At 63.7% G+C, this 16,899-nt stretch carries 11 protein-coding genes; 8 read left to right on the plus strand and 3 right to left on the minus strand.

Features of this window, described 5'->3' with window-relative positions:
- Positions 1-36 precede the first annotated feature (36 nt).
- Positions 37-2,577, plus strand: a complete 2,541-nt coding sequence (locus N1058_RS04965; RefSeq protein ID WP_265516400.1) for a ligase-associated DNA damage response DEXH box helicase — start codon at positions 37-39, stop codon at positions 2,575-2,577.
- Positions 2,574-3,284 carry a ligase-associated DNA damage response endonuclease PdeM gene (gene pdeM / locus N1058_RS04970; RefSeq protein WP_420847945.1) on the plus strand — a complete coding sequence of 237 codons (711 nt, stop codon included), beginning with the start codon at positions 2,574-2,576 and terminating at the stop codon, positions 3,282-3,284. Before N1058_RS04965 ends, pdeM begins: the two co-directional genes overlap by 4 nt.
- A 27-nt stretch (positions 3,285-3,311) precedes the next feature.
- Here the strand turns inward: pdeM and N1058_RS04975 are convergent, their stop codons facing one another.
- From N1058_RS04975 to N1058_RS04985, 3 genes are all read right to left on the minus strand, one after another.
- Complete coding sequence (locus tag N1058_RS04975) at positions 3,312-4,097, minus strand: TIGR02186 family protein (protein WP_265516401.1); 786 nt, start codon at positions 4,095-4,097, stop codon at positions 3,312-3,314.
- Positions 4,094-5,014: a sulfite exporter TauE/SafE family protein gene (locus N1058_RS04980; RefSeq protein WP_265516402.1), complete on the minus strand. Its 921-nt coding sequence runs from the start codon at positions 5,012-5,014 to the stop codon at positions 4,094-4,096. The genes N1058_RS04975 and N1058_RS04980 overlap by 4 nt, the downstream gene beginning before the upstream one ends.
- A 177-nt stretch (positions 5,015-5,191) precedes the next feature.
- The gene (locus N1058_RS04985; protein ID WP_265516403.1) at positions 5,192-8,866 is read right to left on the minus strand and encodes a peptidoglycan-binding protein; all 3,675 of its coding nucleotides are present in this window, start codon (positions 8,864-8,866) and stop codon (positions 5,192-5,194) included.
- Positions 8,867-9,126: 260 nt separating this feature from the next.
- Here N1058_RS04985 and N1058_RS04990 point away from each other — a divergent pair, with 260 nt between their 5' ends.
- From N1058_RS04990 to N1058_RS05015, 6 genes are all read left to right on the plus strand, one after another.
- Entirely contained in the window at positions 9,127-9,768 is a 642-nt protein-coding gene (locus N1058_RS04990; RefSeq protein ID WP_265516404.1) for a MerR family transcriptional regulator, read from the plus strand.
- 179 nt (positions 9,769-9,947) lie between these two features.
- Positions 9,948-11,741: an acyl-CoA dehydrogenase C-terminal domain-containing protein gene (locus N1058_RS04995; RefSeq protein WP_265516405.1), complete on the plus strand. Its 1,794-nt coding sequence runs from the start codon at positions 9,948-9,950 to the stop codon at positions 11,739-11,741.
- Positions 11,742-11,897: 156 nt separating this feature from the next.
- Entirely contained in the window at positions 11,898-13,106 is a 1,209-nt protein-coding gene (locus tag N1058_RS05000) for an acetyl-CoA C-acetyltransferase (RefSeq protein WP_265516406.1), read from the plus strand.
- Between the two features lie 21 nt (positions 13,107-13,127).
- A complete protein-coding gene (locus tag N1058_RS05005) occupies positions 13,128-15,353 on the plus strand; it encodes a 3-hydroxyacyl-CoA dehydrogenase NAD-binding domain-containing protein (protein ID WP_265516407.1) in 2,226 nt (741 codons plus the stop codon).
- Between the two features lie 174 nt (positions 15,354-15,527).
- The gene (locus tag N1058_RS05010; RefSeq protein ID WP_265516408.1) at positions 15,528-16,073 is read left to right on the plus strand and encodes a thioesterase family protein; all 546 of its coding nucleotides are present in this window, start codon (positions 15,528-15,530) and stop codon (positions 16,071-16,073) included.
- A gap of 182 nt (positions 16,074-16,255) precedes the next feature.
- On the plus strand, positions 16,256-16,873 hold the full coding sequence (locus N1058_RS05015; protein ID WP_265516409.1) for a 2-hydroxychromene-2-carboxylate isomerase: 618 nt from the start codon (positions 16,256-16,258) through the stop codon (positions 16,871-16,873).
- The last annotated feature ends 26 nt before the right edge of the window (positions 16,874-16,899 follow it).

A 16,899-nucleotide genomic window follows, 5' to 3' on the forward strand; every position in this document is an offset into this window, starting at 1 on the left:
GCGCGGACGCTGTTCTGCTTTAGTTCTGTTTCCGTTTTGACCCGTCAAAGTCCGATCCAGAGCGGCGTTGCCGCACCATTGCTGCCAGCGCCGTTCGGCGACTGGTTTGCCGCGCGCGGCTGGACGCCGCGCCCGCACCAGATCGAGCTGCTGGCCAAAACCCGCGAGGGGAACTCGGCGCTCCTGATCGCGCCCACCGGTGCGGGCAAGACGCTGGCCGGGTTCCTGCCTGCGCTGACGGACCTGGCGGTACGGCCAAGGCAAAAGCCCGGCATGGCGCGGCGCGGCGTCCATACGCTCTACATCTCGCCGCTCAAGGCGCTTGCCGTCGATATCGAACGCAACCTTGCCAAGCCGGTCGACGAGATGGCGCTCGACATTTCCATGGAAACCCGTACCGGCGACACACCTTCCCACAAGCGGCAGCGGCAGAAGCTCGCTCCGCCCGACATTCTGCTGACCACGCCCGAGCAGCTTGCGCTTCTGATCGCCACGCCTGATGCCGAGCGCTTCTTCTCCGATCTCCGCTTCGTCGTGCTCGACGAATTGCATTCGCTCGTCACGTCGAAGCGCGGACACCTGCTGGCACTGGGCCTGGCGCGGCTGCGCGCGTTTCGGCCCAGTCTGGTCAGTATCGGGCTGTCGGCCACGGTCGCCGAACCGGAGGCGCTCCGGCGCTGGCTGGTCGGCCAGAACCCCACCGGCGGGATGGCCGAAATCGTCACCGTGGCCGGCGGCGCAAAACCTGAGATCACCATTCTGGAGACCGAAGAGCGGGTGCCGTGGGCGGGCCACTCCGCACGCTATGCCATTCCGGCCGTCTATGATGCGATAAGGCGGCACCGTACGACACTGCTCTTCGTCAACACGCGCAGCCAGGCCGAGCTTCTGTTCCGCGAGCTCTGGCATATCAACGAGCACAATCTGCCTATCGCGCTTCACCACGGCTCCCTCGATGTCGGGCAGCGGCGCAGGGTGGAGAAGGCGATGGAGACCAACAGCCTAAGGGCCATCGTCGCCACCTCGACGCTGGATCTGGGCATCGACTGGGGCGACGTCGACCTCGTTGTGCATGTCGGCGCGCCGAAGGGCGCGAGCCGGCTTGCGCAGCGTATCGGCCGTTCCAATCACCGCATGGACGAGCCGAGCCGGGCGATCCTTGTGCCGGCCAACCGCTTCGAGGTGATGGAATGCCGGGCGGCGCTGGAGGCGAACTATCTCGGCGCGCAGGACACGCCCCCGCTGGCCGAAGGCGCGCTCGACGTCTTGTCCCAGCATGTGTGGGGCAGGGCGGCCGCCGGGCCCTTCGACGAGGAGGAGTTCTTCGAGGAGGTGCGGAGCGCCGCGCCCTATGCCGGGCTCGACCGGCAGACATTCGCGCGCGTCGTCGAATTCGTGGCAACGGGCGGCTATGCGCTGAAGACCTATGAGCGCTATGCCCGCATCCGCAGGATGAAGGACGGGCGCTGGCGCATCTCCCACCCCCGCTTCGCTCAGCAATACCGGCTCAATGTGGGCACCATCGTGGAATTGCCGATGCTCAACGTGCGGCTCACCCGCCAGCGCGGCAAGGGCGGCGGCGCGCGCGGCGGTATGGTGCTCGGCAAGGTGGAGGAATATTTCCTTGAAACGCTGAGCCCCGGCGACACCTTCATGTTCTCGGGCCGTGTGCTGCGTTTCGAAGGCATCCGCGAAAACGAGTGCTACGTCACGACGGCGGCCGGACAGGACGCCATGGTGCCGTCCTATGCGGGCGGCAAGTTCCCCTTGTCCACCTATCTGGCGCAGGAGGTGCGCGCCATGCTGGCCGATCCCGACCGCTGGCGCGCATTGCCCGAACAGGTGGCCGACTGGCTGCGCATCCAGGAGGAAAAGTCGATCCTGCCGAAGAAGGGCGATCTCCTGATCGAAACCTTTCCGCGCGCCAGCCGCTTCCATCTGGTCGCCTATCCCTTCGAGGGCAGGCTGGCGCATCAGACGCTGGGAATGCTGCTGACCCGCCGGCTGGAGCGGGCCGGTGCCCGTCCGCTCGGCTTCGTCGCCACCGACTATGCCTTGGCCGTATGGAGCCTCAACGACATGGGCCACATGATTCGGACCGGCAGGCTGAGCCTCGACGCGCTGCTGGACGAGGATATGCTCGGCGACGATCTGGAGGCGTGGCTGGCCGACAGCTGGCTCCTGAAACGCACTTTCCGCAGCTGCGCGCTGATCTCCGGCCTTGTGGAAAAACGCCATCCCGGCAAGGAAAAGAACGGAAGGCAGGTCACTGTCTCAGCCGACCTTATTTATGACGTCTTGCGCAGCCATGAGCCGGATCACATCCTGCTTCAGGCAACATGGCGGGATGCGGCCACGGGATTGCTCGACATAGCGCGCCTCGGCGAGATGCTGTCGCGCACCCGTGGCCGACTGATACACAAGGACCTTGAGCGAATCTCCCCCTTGGCCGTACCCGTCATGCTGGAGATCGGCAAGGAGCCGACGCCGGGCGACGCCAATGAGGCGCTTCTGAGCGAAGCGGCTGGCAGCCTGACCGGGGATGATCTTATCGAGGAGGCGATGGGCCGCCGATGAATGCACCGGAGGGGACCGTACGTGATACGCTTGCGGTGGAGATCGCGATGGCTGGCGAGGCGGCGGTCTGCGACGCTTCGGGCGCGCTCTACCTGCCGGCCGACCGCATGCTGATCGTCTCCGACCTCCACCTGGAGAAAGGATCTTCCTACGCGCGCCGCGGCAGTTTCCTGCCGCCCTACGACACCGTGGCCACGCTTGCCGCCCTCGACATCGTCATCCGGCGCTACGAGCCGGCCATCGTTGTCAGCCTGGGCGACAGTTTCCACGACAATGGCGGCTCGGCGCGGATGCCGGAAGCCTTTCGCGGGGCGCTGGTGAAAATGATGAGTGGACGTCAGTGGTATTGGGTGTCCGGCAATCACGACCCCGAAAAGCCGGAGAATCTGCCCGGCGACTGTGTCGACGAGATGGCCTTCGGCCCGCTGACCCTGCGCCATGAGCCTCAAAAGGGCGCGCCCTCGGGCGAAATCGCGGGGCACCTGCATCCGGGCGCCCGCATCGTGCGGCGCGGGCGCTCCGTGCGCCGCGCCTGTTTTGCCAGTGACGGCGACCGGCTCGTGATGCCAGCTTTCGGCAGCCTGACCGGCACGCTGAATGTGCTCGACCGCGCCTTCGCCGGCCTGTTCCAGGCCGAAAGGCTCACCGCCTACATGCTCGGCAAGAACCGGGTCTATCCGATCGGCTGGCCGATGCTGCGGGCGTGAAATGATCCAGCCGCTGGTTCGTCGCGATCAATCTTTCTTGAAGACCATCCGCCCCAGCCAGCCCGTCAGAATGGCGAGCAGCACCGCTGCGATGCCATAGAGCAGGCTTTGCTGGTGTGCGAAATCGAAGATTCGCTGCTCGAGACCTGCCTTGCGGATGGTCAGTGCAGCTGAGGTTTCCTGGACGAATACGCCATTGCGGAACAGGAACGCGCGCGCCTTGTGGGTGCCGACGGATACGTTGGGAGCGAGCTTCAGGGTCGCGCGGAAAAGATTTTGGGAGAGGAACTGCACACCGCCCACCAGTTCCACATACAGCCCCACCGCCTCCTTGCGCGCGCGCAGCGCGGCGGTGAATTCCTGGATTGTCCGAGGCTCGCCGTCGGGATTCAGCGGCTTCAGGTGGATGTTGCCCGGCCGCAGCGCCAGGCGCTTGTAGTTCTCCGCATCCGTTATGTCTTGCGGAGCCCGTGTCATGGCCACGGAGTAGGATGCCGGCACATCCTGGAAGGCTACGGACTGCGTATTGATCCACATCCCCAGCACGCGCGATTTCTTGCGCACGACGACCACCTGCGGCGGGCCTTCCAGTACGACGATGATATCGTAGCGGCCTTGCCGGCTGATCAGCGGGTCGGCGTTGTCGAGCGCGCCGAAGATCGTCAGATTCGCTCCGGCGAAATCGGAGGTTATGGAGACCCGGTCGGTCGACAGTCCGATCTCGATACGTTCGCCCTCCCGTATCTGGGCGAAGGACTGGGCGGGCGCCAGCAGGATGAGGAGGAGAACGGCCGCCGCGCGCTGCATCGTCATGCCGCGATGTCCCCCAGCGAATAGAGGCTTTCCGGCTCGACGAAGAGGTCGAAAGCAAGGCGCAGCGCGACTGCCAGGACGAGAGCGGCCAAAAGCGCGCGCAATTGCTCGCCGCGCAATTTCTGCCCGACCCTAGCACCGTATTGTGCGCCGGCGACCCCGCCCACCATCAACAGGAAGGCCAGCACGACGTCCACGGTCTGGTTGGCGGTCGAGTGCATAACGGTGGTGAAGGCGGCGACGAAGATGATCTGGAACAAAGAGGTGCCGATGACCACATTGGTCGGCACCTTGAGCAGGTAGATGAGCGCCGGGACCATGATGAAGCCGCCGCCCACGCCCATGATGGAGGCCAGGAAGCCGATGATCGCACCGAGCGCCAGCACCGGGATCACGCTGACGAAAATCTTGGAAGCGCGGAACCGCATCTTCAGCGGCAGGCGGTGGACCCAGTTATGCTGCCCGGGCTTCTTGAGGGATATCCGGTTCCCGCCGCGCGCGCGGCGGATGGCGTTCAGGCTTTCCACCATCATCAGCCCGCCTACCGAACCCAGGAAGGCGACATAAAGAAGTGATACGATGAGGTCGAGCTGGCCGAGGCTGCGCAGATAGGCGAATACCGTGACGCCGAGCGAGGAGCCGACGATGCCGCCGGCAAGCAGTACGCAGCCGAGTTTCACGTCCAGCGTGCCGCGCTTGAAATGGGCGAGTGCGCCCGAAAAGGAGGAGGCGATCACCTGATTCGCGCCGGTCGCCACCGCGATTGCCGGCGGAACGTTGTAGAATATGAGCAAGGGTGTGATGAGGAAGCCGCCGCCGACGCCGAACATGCCGGACAGGAACCCGACCGCACCCCCCATGGCGAGCAGGATCACCATGTTGACCGACATTTCCGCGATCGGGAGATAGATGCCCACCCGCGACACCCGAAATAGCTGCGAACCGAGCACGCAACACGACGTGCCGCATGCAGACTAGAGTTTCATCGTTCTTGCGCCCTCAATGCGGCGAAGTCAAACCGCGCCCGGCGGAAAACTTTGAAATGTCGCGGAAAAAGTCATTCCGGCCACAGCCAGGAACAGCCTCCGTCGGCATTATTGGGTTGCCTCGTTGCGTTGAAGCAGCGCACGGACGAGCCGGTCGTCGATTTCGCCGGTTTCCTTCATCCCGTTGGCTTTCTGGAATGCCTTGATGGCGGTGCGCGTCTTGGCACCCATCACGCCGTCGGGCGCACCCGCGTCAAAGCCCAGCTTGCCGAGAATGAGCTGGATGTTGGTGACGGCCTTCTTCATATCGACGCTGGAAGTCGTTTCCGTTCCCGTGCGCCATTCATCGCGCACATTCACGATATTGGCCTCCGGATCGACCTTCTTGGCCTTCCACAGCTTGGCCTTGCCCTGCGCCTTCGCCAGATCGGCGGGCGCCATGGACCTGGCCAACTCGTCGCGCTTGGCGGCCGCATCCGTGTCGCCGCCTCTGGCCGCGATGTCGAACCATTTGTAGGCCTCGGTCAGATCGAGCGGCATGCCGACGCCCTTGGCAGCGAGTATGCCGAGATTGAACTGGCTGTCGGCAACGCCATGCTCGGCTGCTTCGATGAACCAGCGGGCAGCCGATTCATTGTCCGGCGTCCCGTCCGCGCCCATGGCGTAGAGAACGCCGAGATTATGCATGGCGCTGGCATTGCCCTGCTGTGCGGCGAGCTGGTACCACATCTTCGCCTTCTCGATGTCGCGCTCGACGCCTGCGCCCTTCTCATGAATATTGCCGATACGATACTGCGCAGGCGCAAGCCCCAGCTCCGCCGACATGGTGTACCATTCCGCCGCCTTTGCGGGGTCGGCGTCGACGCCATCTCCTTCTGCAAAGCGGGTGGCGATCTCGAACAGGGCTTCCGCGTCGCCTTCCGACGCTGCCTCGCGCAGCGGCAGCGGGCCGACGGCGGCGGGGATGTCGGCAAGCTTCATGAAGGTATCTTCGGTCTCGGGTGCGGCTTCGGGTCCGGTCTTGATCTTCGGTTGCTCGTCAGTATCGGTCATCAGGGCGGTCGGCGCTTCCGCTTCAACGCTTGCGGTGTTGAAAACCGCTTGCCCGGTGGGTTTTTGCGCGACGTCTTCGGCAACCTTTTCTGCCGGTTTCTCCACCGGCGGTTCCACGACGCGGGCGGCTTCCGCCTTACGTTCCGGCAACGCCGCCGCGACAGGTGTGGTATCGTCAGCCGTCTTGTCGATCGGTGCCTGAGCCTGCGCCAGGAGGGAAGGCCCGTCGTCGGAAAGCAGTGTGCGGCCGGCGTAAAGCCCGCCGGCGATCACCGCCGCCGCTCCAAGTGTGAGCAGAAGCTGCTTCTTGCGCCGGCCGAGTATTTTGCCGATCCCCAAGGGTCCCGATTTACTGCCTCCGTCGGAACGGCGATGCTTGTGTATCTCCGACTCGGCCGCCGCCGCCTGTGCGGCGCGCCGGGCCGCGGCGATGAAATCGGCCTTGGCCGTATCGGCGGTGACGTTTTCCCTCGTGCTCTTGTCCTCGCGCACGCGGCGCATGATCGCATTGAGGTCCGGTGCGCCCGATCCCGGCTCCAGCGGTTCGTTCACCCTGCCCGGATCGATGTCCACTGCGGTTTCCACTTCGCCGGCATCGCCAGCCAGCACCGGATCGGTCCGGTCGCCCTCTCCCGTCGGACGCCCGCGCTTGGCCGTCAGCGCACGGGTCAGCCCGCCGAGCATCGAACGCTTGGGTTCCGCGCTCCCGTCCGCTGGGCGGTCTTCGCCGCGCAAAGCGGCTTCGGCCGCTGCTGCGGCCGCCTGAGCGGGCGTGCGGCGTATTTCCGGAGCGCGGGAAATTTCCGGTTCGTTTTCCTCGATCCCCGCCAGGGGTGAAATGGAAGGCGCATCGCCCACGGTGATCTTGCCGGCCGGTGCGGTTTGCGCGGCTTCGCTTGACCCACCCGCGCTTTCCATCGATCCGAGCCGGTTGACGATCTTGAGGAGCGTGTCGTGGATCGCCTCGAACGTCTTGGCGTTGCGCTCCTCCGACCGCCGGGCCAGAGCTTCCAGCTCCTTCAGATCCTCCCGAAGATGGTTGTCGTCTCCTTCGCCCGGACCAAACCGCCCGATAACCTCCCGCGCTGCATCACGCGCGGCCTCCAGGATCGCGGCATGGTTTTCCGCGATGGCCTGCTCGATCGAGGCGAGGCGAGGGCTGATATCTTCCACTTCCGGCAACTCGGCGCCCGGCTGAGCCAGATGCGCTGAGAGTGCTGCGACCTGTCTTTCGAGATTGCGGATGATCTCCGGATCCATACCAGACTCGCGCGCGCCGCTGCTGTTGAGGCGGCTGGAAATCTCTTCGAGCCGTGATTCGAGCGCATGGATTGCCGCGTTCCCGGCATCGTCGCGGGACGCCCCTTCCAGCTTTGCCGCGAGTTCGGAGAACCGCGCTTCGATCATGTCCATCACGCCGGTTTCGCTGCCGACTTCGGCCCGCTGGTCGAGCCGGGCCGCAAGGTCCTCCAGGCGGCGCTCCAGGTCACTGAACAGGTTCTGGCCATGCTGGATGGCGTCTTCCTGACGACGCTCGATCATGTCCGAAAGGTTGGCAAACCGCTCTTCCAGACCGCGGAAGAGCAGTTCCGTGTCAGGCTGCGGCGTTGCCGCGTCGAGCCGCTCGGCGATATGCGCTATGTGCTTGGCCAGGCGCGCCACTGTCTGCTCGGGAACATCGATGCGGCTCGCCATCTGGTCGACGCGTTCGGAAAGAGTATTGAGGCGCTCGACCACCATATCGTCGCCGCGGTCGCTCGTCAGCTCGTCGAGCTGGTTGGCCAGCGAAGCGATCCGCGCTTCGATACGCTCCAACGCCAGGGTGTCGACCTGCGTGTCGTGCGCAGTTGCGAACGAAGCGCTGATAGCACGTGAAATCTCGTCCAGCCGTTCTTCGACCATGGCGTAAAGGTCGGGCTGGCCATGCGGGGGCTGCCGGGCGAACTGCTCCAGGGATCCGGCCAGGCCGTGTACTCGTTCTTCGAGGGAACGCAGGGACAGGGATTCGGGCAGCCCGTTGACGGCCCTGCCGATTTCCTCGAGGCGCTCGCCAAGGGCATCGATCGCCGGATCGGGATGGCGCTGGAGCCCGGAGGCGACACGGTCCTCGAAGGCGTCCCAGCGCCGGTCGAGAGACTTCACGCTTTCCTCGCGGGCCAGCGACGCGATTGCCGCCTTCACCTGTTCGAGCTCGAGGCGTAGCAGCTTGGTGCCCTTGTCGTCGCTGCGTTCCGCCAGGAGCGCAATGCTTTCCGAAAGACGCTCCAACTCGGCGTTTAGCTCCGTATCCAAAGGCGACGCCGATGCGGTGGCGGTCACGCGCGCGAGTTCGTGGCGCAACTCGTCCAGCTGCTGACGGATGCCGGTGTCCATCGCCCCGCGCATGTCCTCGCGCAACGCCTTCAATTCGGCCGCGATATCTTCGATGGAGGTAAAATGATCTTCCTGCCGACGCGCTTTTTCCAGTTCGCGGGTGAGGTACTCCAGCGAGGTACGGTCGCGGCCATGGGCCATTGCACGAGGCCGGCCCGTCGGACCCGCACGCTCCGGCATGCGCGCAGAACGCTCCGGAAGGCGGCCCTCGCCCGTCTGGATGCGCTCGGGTTCGAGCGAACGGCCGAGACGTGATTCCAGATGGTCGAGCGTGCGGCTTATCTCGTCCATCGAACTGCTCGGCCTGCGCTGACGTCCCGCATTGATGCTGTCCAGATATGACCGCTTGCCGTTCATAAAACGCCCGCCTCTCCGCAACAGGCCAGCCTGCCGCATTTGGAACATCATGCGCGGGGACGTGGGTTCGCATCTGCCCGTTCAGGCCGGTTGCGAGGTCCACATGGAATATCCCCTCGAGCGAAACCTCACGACTGGTGCGAAGCAAACCACACGCGATGTCTCGGGATCGGAATATTTCCCAAACGTGGTAAACATCCGGTTAACCATTATTACCTTTGTCAACCAAACATGACCTGTCACGCACAGGCTTTGAGCAGATGCGCCTTGCAATCGCCTTGTATGCGGCACATATCGCCGTGCACGGCTCGGGCTGTTTTGGTTCTGACCGTGTTCCTTTTCGCCACGGCGGTTTCACTCGGCTCCCCTGGAACGCGCTTTGGCACAACCCCAAAAAGGCTGAATGCCCGGCAGGGAAGGCAGTTATGGCATCCTCTATTCCATGGCCCGCAAACGCGCCGGCCGCTAATGATATTTCAGATGACGAATCCTATTATCGTATTGGCGAACTTGCCCGTGAGTTCGATGTTACCCTGCGCGCTTTGCGCTTCTATGAGGACAAGGGACTGATCCGGCCAATGCGCCGTGGCACGACCCGTCTTTATTCCAGCAATGACCGGGCGCGGCTCAGCCTGATTCTGCTCGGGCGCAAGATCGGCTTCCCGCTCATCGACGTGAAACACATTCTGGACCTCTACGACCCACGGGGCACGAATGTTCGCCAGCTCAAGGCAGTACTAGAGAAATCCGAAAGGCAGATGGAGCAGCTCGAACGGCAGTATATCGCGGTCGAAGAGGCTGTAGGCGAGCTGACCAAGCTGATCGGCGACATTCGATCACGTCTCGATCATGCGGAAGCCAGGGAGAACGGCCAGTCGAAGGGGCGCTTGGGAACCAGTTAGGCGACACATCGCGGCCGTCGTCATCAGGGCGTAACTGCTTCACGGCGCGCGCCCCGTCATTGAAAATGCCGCTACGCAGCAAAAATGACGTTTACGCAAACGTCAAAATTTGTTATTTCCGCTCCAGCACCCTCCGGCAGGGTATCCTGCCGGCGTTTCCACGCGAGTTGGAGAAATCAATGCCGACCTATCGTGCGCCCGTGCGGGATACGCTTTTCGTGATTCGCAACGTTCTGGGATATGAGCGTTACGACAATCTGGCTGGTTTCGCAGACGCTTCGCCGGATGTGCTTGAGGCGATCCTGGGCGAGGGCGCGAAGCTGGCCGAGAACGTCATGCAGCCGCTGAACCGCATCGGCGACATGCAGGGCTGTACCCGCCAGGCGGACGGCTCGGTCACCACGCCCGTGGGTTTTGCGGAAGCCTACCGGCAGTATTGCGAAGGGGGCTGGATGGGCCTTTCAGCGCCCGAGGAGTTCGGTGGCCAGGGCCTGCCTTATCTCCTCCATTCTGCGGTCGGCGAATATCTGTCCTCCGCCAATATGGCGCTGATGATGTATCCGGGCCTCACCCAAGGCGCGATTGCCGCGATCCTCGTCCACGGCACCGAAGAGCAGAAGCAGAAATGGCTGCCCAGGATGATCGAGGGTTCATGGACGGGCACCATGAACCTCACCGAGCCCCATTGCGGCACGGACCTCGGCCTTCTGCGGTCCAAGGCGGTGCCCAATGGCAATGGAAGCTACAGGATTTCCGGCCAGAAGATTTTCATCTCAGCCGGCGACCATGACATAGCCGAGAACATCGTCCATCTTGTGCTCGCCCGCATCGAGGGTGCGCCGGAAGGCACCAAGGGCATCTCGCTGTTCATCGTGCCCAAGCGCAAGGTGGATGAAGCGGGCGTGCTGGGCGACGACAACGGCGTTTCCTGCGGCTCGCTCGAAGAGAAGATGGGCATCCACGGCAATGCCACCTGCGTGATGAACTACGACGAGGCCGAGGGCTATCTGCTGGGCGCGGAGAATGGCGGCCTGAAAGCCATGTTCACCATGATGAACGAAGCCCGCCTTGGCGTCGGCCTCCAGGGCCTGGCCGTTGGCGAGGCGGCCTACCAGAACGCGGCCGACTATGCCCGCGAGCGGCTTCAGGGCCGCTCTCTCACCGGCCCCAAGGAGCCGGAGAAAAAGGCCGATCCCATCATCGTGCACCCGGATATCCGCCGCAACCTGATGACCATGCGCGCCGTCAACGAGGCGGGCCGCGCGCTGCTCTTGTGGACGGCGCTACAGTCGGACATCGCCCACCGCAGCGAAGACGAGGCCGCGCGCCAGGAGGCCGAAGACCATCTGGCGCTGATGACGCCCGTCATCAAGGGCGTGCTCACAGACAAGGGGTTCGAGCACGCCGTCATGGCGCAACAGGTGTTCGGCGGCCACGGCTATATCGAAGAGCACGGCATGAGCCAGTTCGTGCGCGATGCCCGCATCGCCATGATCTACGAAGGTGCCAACGGTATCCAGGCACTCGACCTGGTGGGCCGGAAGCTCGCGCTGAACGGTGGCCGCGCGATCCAGACCTTCTTCAAGACGGTCGGCGAGTTCTGCGAGGAAAACCGCGCCGATGAAAACATGGCGCCCTATACCAAGGGCCTCAAGAAAGGCCTCAACGACCTGCAGGCGGCGACCATGTGGCTGATGCAGAACGCCATGCGCGAGCCGGACAATGCCGGCGCGGCGTCCTATGACTACATGCACCTGTTTGGCCTCGTGGCGCTCGGCTACATGTGGGCGCGCACGGTCAAGGTCGCGCAGGCACAACTTGCCGAGGGAGCCGGCGACAAGGAAATGCTGGAGCAGAAGCTGGTCGTCGGACGCTTCTTCATGGACCGCCTGATGCCGGAAACCGGCGCTCATCTGGCCCGCATCTCGTCTGGCGCCGACTCGATGATGGCGCTGCCGGCGGAGGCGTTTTAAGGTCGGCCCCGGCCGCGCCTGGCGGGCACGGTTTGCCGCGCCTGATCCCAGAATAAAGAGGGCGGGCTTTGCCGGCCCGGCTTGAGCAGGGCCCGCGAAGGGTGCCAAGGATCGCAAGGAGGCCGGATATATCGCCGGCAAAGCAGGGAGATCGGAATGGCTGACGCTTATGTCTATGATGCCGTGCGCACGCCGCGCGGACGCGGCAAGAAAGACGGTTCGCTGCACGAAGTGCCAGCGGTGCGGCTCGGCGCCAAGGTGCTCGAGGCCGTGCGCGACCGCAACGGGCTCGACACCGCCAAGGTGGACGACATCATTTTCGGCTGTGTCGATCCGGTCGGCGAAGCAGGCTCGGTGATCCCGCGCTCGGCCGCCTTCGAGGCGCGTTACGACAATGCGGCGCCCGGCATGCAGATCTCCCGCTTTTGCGCCTCCGGTCTCGACGCCATCAACTTCGGCGCGGCCAAGATCGCCGGCGGCTCGGACGAGATCGTGATCGCCGGCGGCGTCGAATCCATGTCGCGCGTCGGCATGGGCATGTCCGGCGGCGCGTGGTTCATGGACCCTTCCGTGGGCCTGCCGGCCTATTTCATGCCGCAGGGCGTTTCCGCCGACCTGATCGCCACCAAATACGGCTTTTCCCGCGACGATGTGGACGCCTATGCGGTGGAGAGCCAGAAGCGCGCCAAGAAGGCCTGGGACAAGGGTTATTTCAAGAAGTCCGTCATCCCCATCAAGGACCAGAACGGCCTGACGATCCTGGACCATGACGAGCACATGCGCCCGACCACCGACATGCAGTCGCTGGCCTCGCTCAACCCGTCTTTCGTCATGCCCGGCGAGATGGGTGGCTTCGATGCGGTTGCGGTCCAGCGCTATCCCGAGATCGAGGGTGTGAACCACGTCCACCATGCTGGCAATTCCTCCGGCATCGTGGATGGGGCAGCCGCGGTGCTGCTGGGTTCCAGGAAAGCAGGAAAGACGCTCGACATGAAGCCGCGTGCGAAAATCCGCGCCTTCACCAACATCGGCTCTGAACCGGCGATCATGCTCACCGGCCCCGTCGACGTGACGGAGAAGCTTTTGAAGAAGGCGAACATGAAGCTGTCGGATATCAACCTGTTCGAGCTCAACGAGGCCTTCGCCAGCGTTGTGCTGCGCTACATGCAGGCGTTCGACATCGATCACGACAAGCTCAACGTCAACGGCGGCGCCATCGCCATGGGCCATCCGCTGGGCGCCACCGGCGCGATGATCTTCGGCACGGTGCTCGATGAATTGGAGCGGCGCGACCTGAACACCGCGCTGGTGACCCTGTGCATCGGCGCCGGCATGGGCACGGCGACCATTATCGAGCGCGTGTAAAGACTGGCGGAGGAAGATATTATGGCTGACTACAAGAACTTCACCGTCGAAACCGACGCCGACGGCATCGCACTCGTCACCTGGAACATGCCCGACCGCTCCATGAACGTCTTCACCGAAGAGGTGATGGACGAGCTGGAGAAGATAGTCGACAAGGTGGCGGGCGATGAGGCGATCAAGGGCGCGGTGATCACCTCGGGCAAGGAGACCTTTTCCGGCGGTGCCGACCTCACCATGCTGCAGAAGATGCTCGGTCTGTTCGAGACCGAAAAGAAGAAGGATCACGACAAGGCGATCAGGCTTCTGTTCGATGGCGCAGGCCGCATGAGCTGGTTGTGGCGCAAGCTCGAGACCTCCGGCAAACCGTGGGTTTCGGCCATCAACGGCACCTGCATGGGCGGCGCGTTCGAGCTGTCGCTTGCCTGTCATGGCCGCGTGGCCGCCGATAGCGACAAGGTCAAGATGGCGCTGCCCGAGGTCAAGGTAGGCATCTTTCCCGGCGCGGGCGGCACCCAGCGCGTGCCGCGGCTCGCCAATACGCAGGAAGCCCTGCAGATGCTGACGACCGGCCAGAGCCTTTCGCCCAAGAAGGCGAAGTCCATGGGGCTGATCCACGAGGTCGTGCCGCCGAAGAAGCTGGTGGAAGCGGCGAAGAAGATGATCAAGGACGGGCTCAAGCCGGTCCAGCCCTGGGACGAGAAGGGCTTCAAGCTGCCGGGCGGCCCCGTCTATTCCGCCGCGGGCGCCAATCTGTGGCCGCCGGCGATCGCTATCCTGCGCCGCGAGACCTACGGCAACTACCCCGCCGCGACCGCGATCCTGAAATGCGTCTATGAGGGGCTTCTGGTGCCTTTCGACACCGCGCTCACCATCGAGCAACGCTATTTCACCGAGATCATGCAGACGACCGAAGCGAAGATGATGATCCGCTCGCTGTTCGTCTCCCTGCAGGAGCTCAACAAGGGTGCACGCCGGCCCGTGGACGTGCCGGCCAGGAAGCTGAAGAAGGTCGGCGTCCTCGGCGCCGGCTTCATGGGGGCGGGCATCGCCTTCGTCACCGCCAAGGCGGGTATCCCCGTGGTTCTCATCGACCGCGACCAGGAAGCCGCCGACAAGGGCAAGGCCCACTCGGCGAAGCTGATGGACGCGCTCATCAAGAAGGGCCGGGCGAGCGAGGCCGACAAGGAGAAGCTGCTGTCGCTGATTACGGCCACGCCCGACTATCAGGAGTTGGACGGCGCCGGCCTCGTCATCGAGGCGGTGTTCGAGGATTCGGCCATCAAGAAGGAAGCGACGGAGAAGGCCGAGGCCGTGCTGAAATCCTCGGCGATCTTCGCTTCCAACACCTCGACCATTCCCATCACCAGCCTGGCGAAGAACACTAAGCGACCGAAGAACTTCATCGGCATCCACTTCTTCTCACCCGTCGACAAGATGATGCTGGTCGAGATCATCATGGGCAAGCGCACCGGCGACAAGGCTTTGGCGGTGGCGATGGACTATGTCCGCGCGATCAGGAAGACGCCCATCGTCGTCAACGACACACGCGGCTTCTACGTCAATCGTTGTGTGCTGCGCTACATGCAGGAAGCTTTCTCGATGCTCATCGAGGGCGTTCCTGCCCCCATGATCGAGAATGGCGCGAAGATGGCCGGCATGCCCGTCGGGCCGCTGGCGCTCACGGACGAGACGGCCATCGATCTCGCCCAGAAGATCATGAAGCAGACCATCCGCGATCTCGGCGAAAAGGCCGTGGACCCGCGGCACATGGAATTGATCGACACCATGGTCGACAAGCACGGCCGCCATGGCCGCAAGAACGGCAAGGGCTTCTACGACTATCCAGAAAAGCCTGCCAAGAAGCATCTGTGGCCGGGGCTGAAGGAGCTTTATCGGCAGAAGCGGGCCGAGGCCGTGGACATCGAGGAGGTCAAGCAGCGCCTGCTCGTTACCATTGCACTGGAGGCTGCCCGCGTGATGGAGGAGGGCATCGTCACCGACCCGCGCGAAGCCGATGTCGGCTCCATCCTCGCCTTCGGCTTTGCGCCCTACACGGGCGGGGCGCTGTCCTATATCGACGGCATGGGCGCGGCCCGTTTCGTCGCGCTCGCCAAGCGCCTGCAGAAGAAATACGGCAAGGGCTTCAAGCCGCCGAAGCTGCTGGTCGAGATGGCCGAGAGCGGCGAGACCTTCTACCAGCGCTTCGCGCCGGAGAGTGCGGGTGAGGTGAGAAAGAAGGCTGCTTAGCGGCGGGTCTGACGCTCCCTCGCCGCAGAAGGTGCAGGCGGGCGAGGTCCGGGCTGTGCTCTACGCTGTTCTGCCAATGGGTCCCGGATAACCCTTCGGGTTTCCGGGATGACGATGGCGGTGCGCTGCTTCTCGCCTTTGTCATGCAACACCTGTTACCGAGGGAAGACGACCATGTATGTCTGGATGCGCCTCCTGCGGGTTGCGGCGACGCGCGGCCGCCGTGGACCGTATCGGATGGGGGACGAGGGGCGGCTGTCCTTTCGCTGCCTTCCCACCGACATCGACACGAACGTTCATCTCAACAATGCCCGCTACATGATGCTGGCCGACATGGGCCGCATCGACATCTTCCTGCGCAGCGGGCTGGTGGGCGCGGCGCGCAAGCATGGCTGGGCTCCGCTTCTGGGCGGCCTTCAGGTGGCCTATGTGCGCGAGATCGGTCTTTGGAAACGCTTCGATGTCATTTCAACCATCGAGACATGGGAAGGCACGCAGGTGCTCGGCCAGCATCGTTTCGTGCTGGAGGACGGCCGCACCGCGGCCATCGTCATGACCACGGGTGGCATCTACGATTTCGCAAACCGGCGTTTCATGCCGGTCGACGAAGTGGTGCGGACCATCGGCCATGACGCACCGCCGCGCCCGCCAAATGCCGAGGAGAGGGGCTTCATGGCATCTCACGAAGGACTGCGGGCGCGGGCAAAATTGCCCGCCTGAAAATTATCCGGCCTTTCCGCGGCGGCGTGCGGCCGCTACCTTTGGCTGATCGTCTAGAGCGCCATGCGTCCTTTCGGAGGCACAAAGGACGCTCTATCTTAATCTTGTTGTTTTTTCGCATTCATGCGGACGCCAGATGATTCCATCTGGCTGCAAAATGCTTGAAACCGGGAGCCGCTTCCATGTCTGCAGCCGTCGACTACTACGTTACATCCGTATCGCCCTTCACCTATCTGGGTCATCAGTCGTTGCGGGCGGTGGCGCAGAAGCATGGCGTCACGCTCAACGTGAAGCCGGTGAACCTGGTGCGCGTCTGGGAGGTCTCGGGCGCGGTTCCGCCGGTAAAGCGCCCGCCCGTGCGCCAGCGCCTGCGGCTTGTGGAACTGCAGCGCATTGCCGATTACCGCGGAATGCCGATCAATCCGCGGCCGAAGCACTGGCCGGTCGATGCGGCCCTTGCCGACCACACGATCATAGCTCTGGTGGAGGCCGGCCACGACCCGTTGAGCTATATGGAGCGCGTCTTTGCCGCTGTCTGGGCCAACGAGGAAGACGTCACGGACGAGGAAGTGCTGTCGAAATACCTGGAGGCCGAGGGTTTCGACGCGAAAAGGATCCTGGCGGCCGCCCATGAACCGAAGGCGGCGGAAATCCGCGAGCGCAATGCACAGGAAGCCATCGAAGCCGATGTCGTCGGCGTTCCCGCTTTCGTCTTGAATGGAGAGGCGTTCTGGGGGCAGGATCGTGTCGAATATCTCGATCATGCGCTGGCGACAGGAAGGCCGCCGATCACCGTCTGACATGTCAGTTCGATGGACAAGGAGAT

The sequence above is a fragment of the Nitratireductor luteus genome (genome assembly GCF_026162365.1).
Lineage (GTDB): Bacteria > Pseudomonadota > Alphaproteobacteria > Rhizobiales > Rhizobiaceae > Chelativorans > Chelativorans luteus.

Excerpts from the sequence above, each read along its gene's own strand:
- N1058_RS04990 (WP_265516404.1), top strand. The coding sequence starts at position 9,127 with ATGCGCCTTGCAATCGCCTTGTATGCGGCACATATCGCCGTGCACGGC.
- N1058_RS05010 (WP_265516408.1), top strand. The coding sequence starts at position 15,528 with ATGTATGTCTGGATGCGCCTCCTGCGGGTTGCGGCGACGCGCGGCCGC.
- N1058_RS05015 (WP_265516409.1), top strand. The coding sequence starts at position 16,256 with ATGTCTGCAGCCGTCGACTACTACGTTACATCCGTATCGCCCTTCACC.
- N1058_RS04985 (WP_265516403.1), bottom strand. The coding sequence starts at position 8,866 with ATGAACGGCAAGCGGTCATATCTGGACAGCATCAATGCGGGACGTCAG.
- N1058_RS05000 (WP_265516406.1), top strand. The coding sequence starts at position 11,898 with ATGGCTGACGCTTATGTCTATGATGCCGTGCGCACGCCGCGCGGACGC.
- N1058_RS04995 (WP_265516405.1), top strand. The coding sequence starts at position 9,948 with ATGCCGACCTATCGTGCGCCCGTGCGGGATACGCTTTTCGTGATTCGC.
- N1058_RS04975 (WP_265516401.1), bottom strand. The coding sequence starts at position 4,097 with ATGACGATGCAGCGCGCGGCGGCCGTTCTCCTCCTCATCCTGCTGGCG.
- pdeM (WP_420847945.1), top strand. The coding sequence starts at position 2,574 with ATGAATGCACCGGAGGGGACCGTACGTGATACGCTTGCGGTGGAGATC.
- N1058_RS05005 (WP_265516407.1), top strand. The coding sequence starts at position 13,128 with ATGGCTGACTACAAGAACTTCACCGTCGAAACCGACGCCGACGGCATC.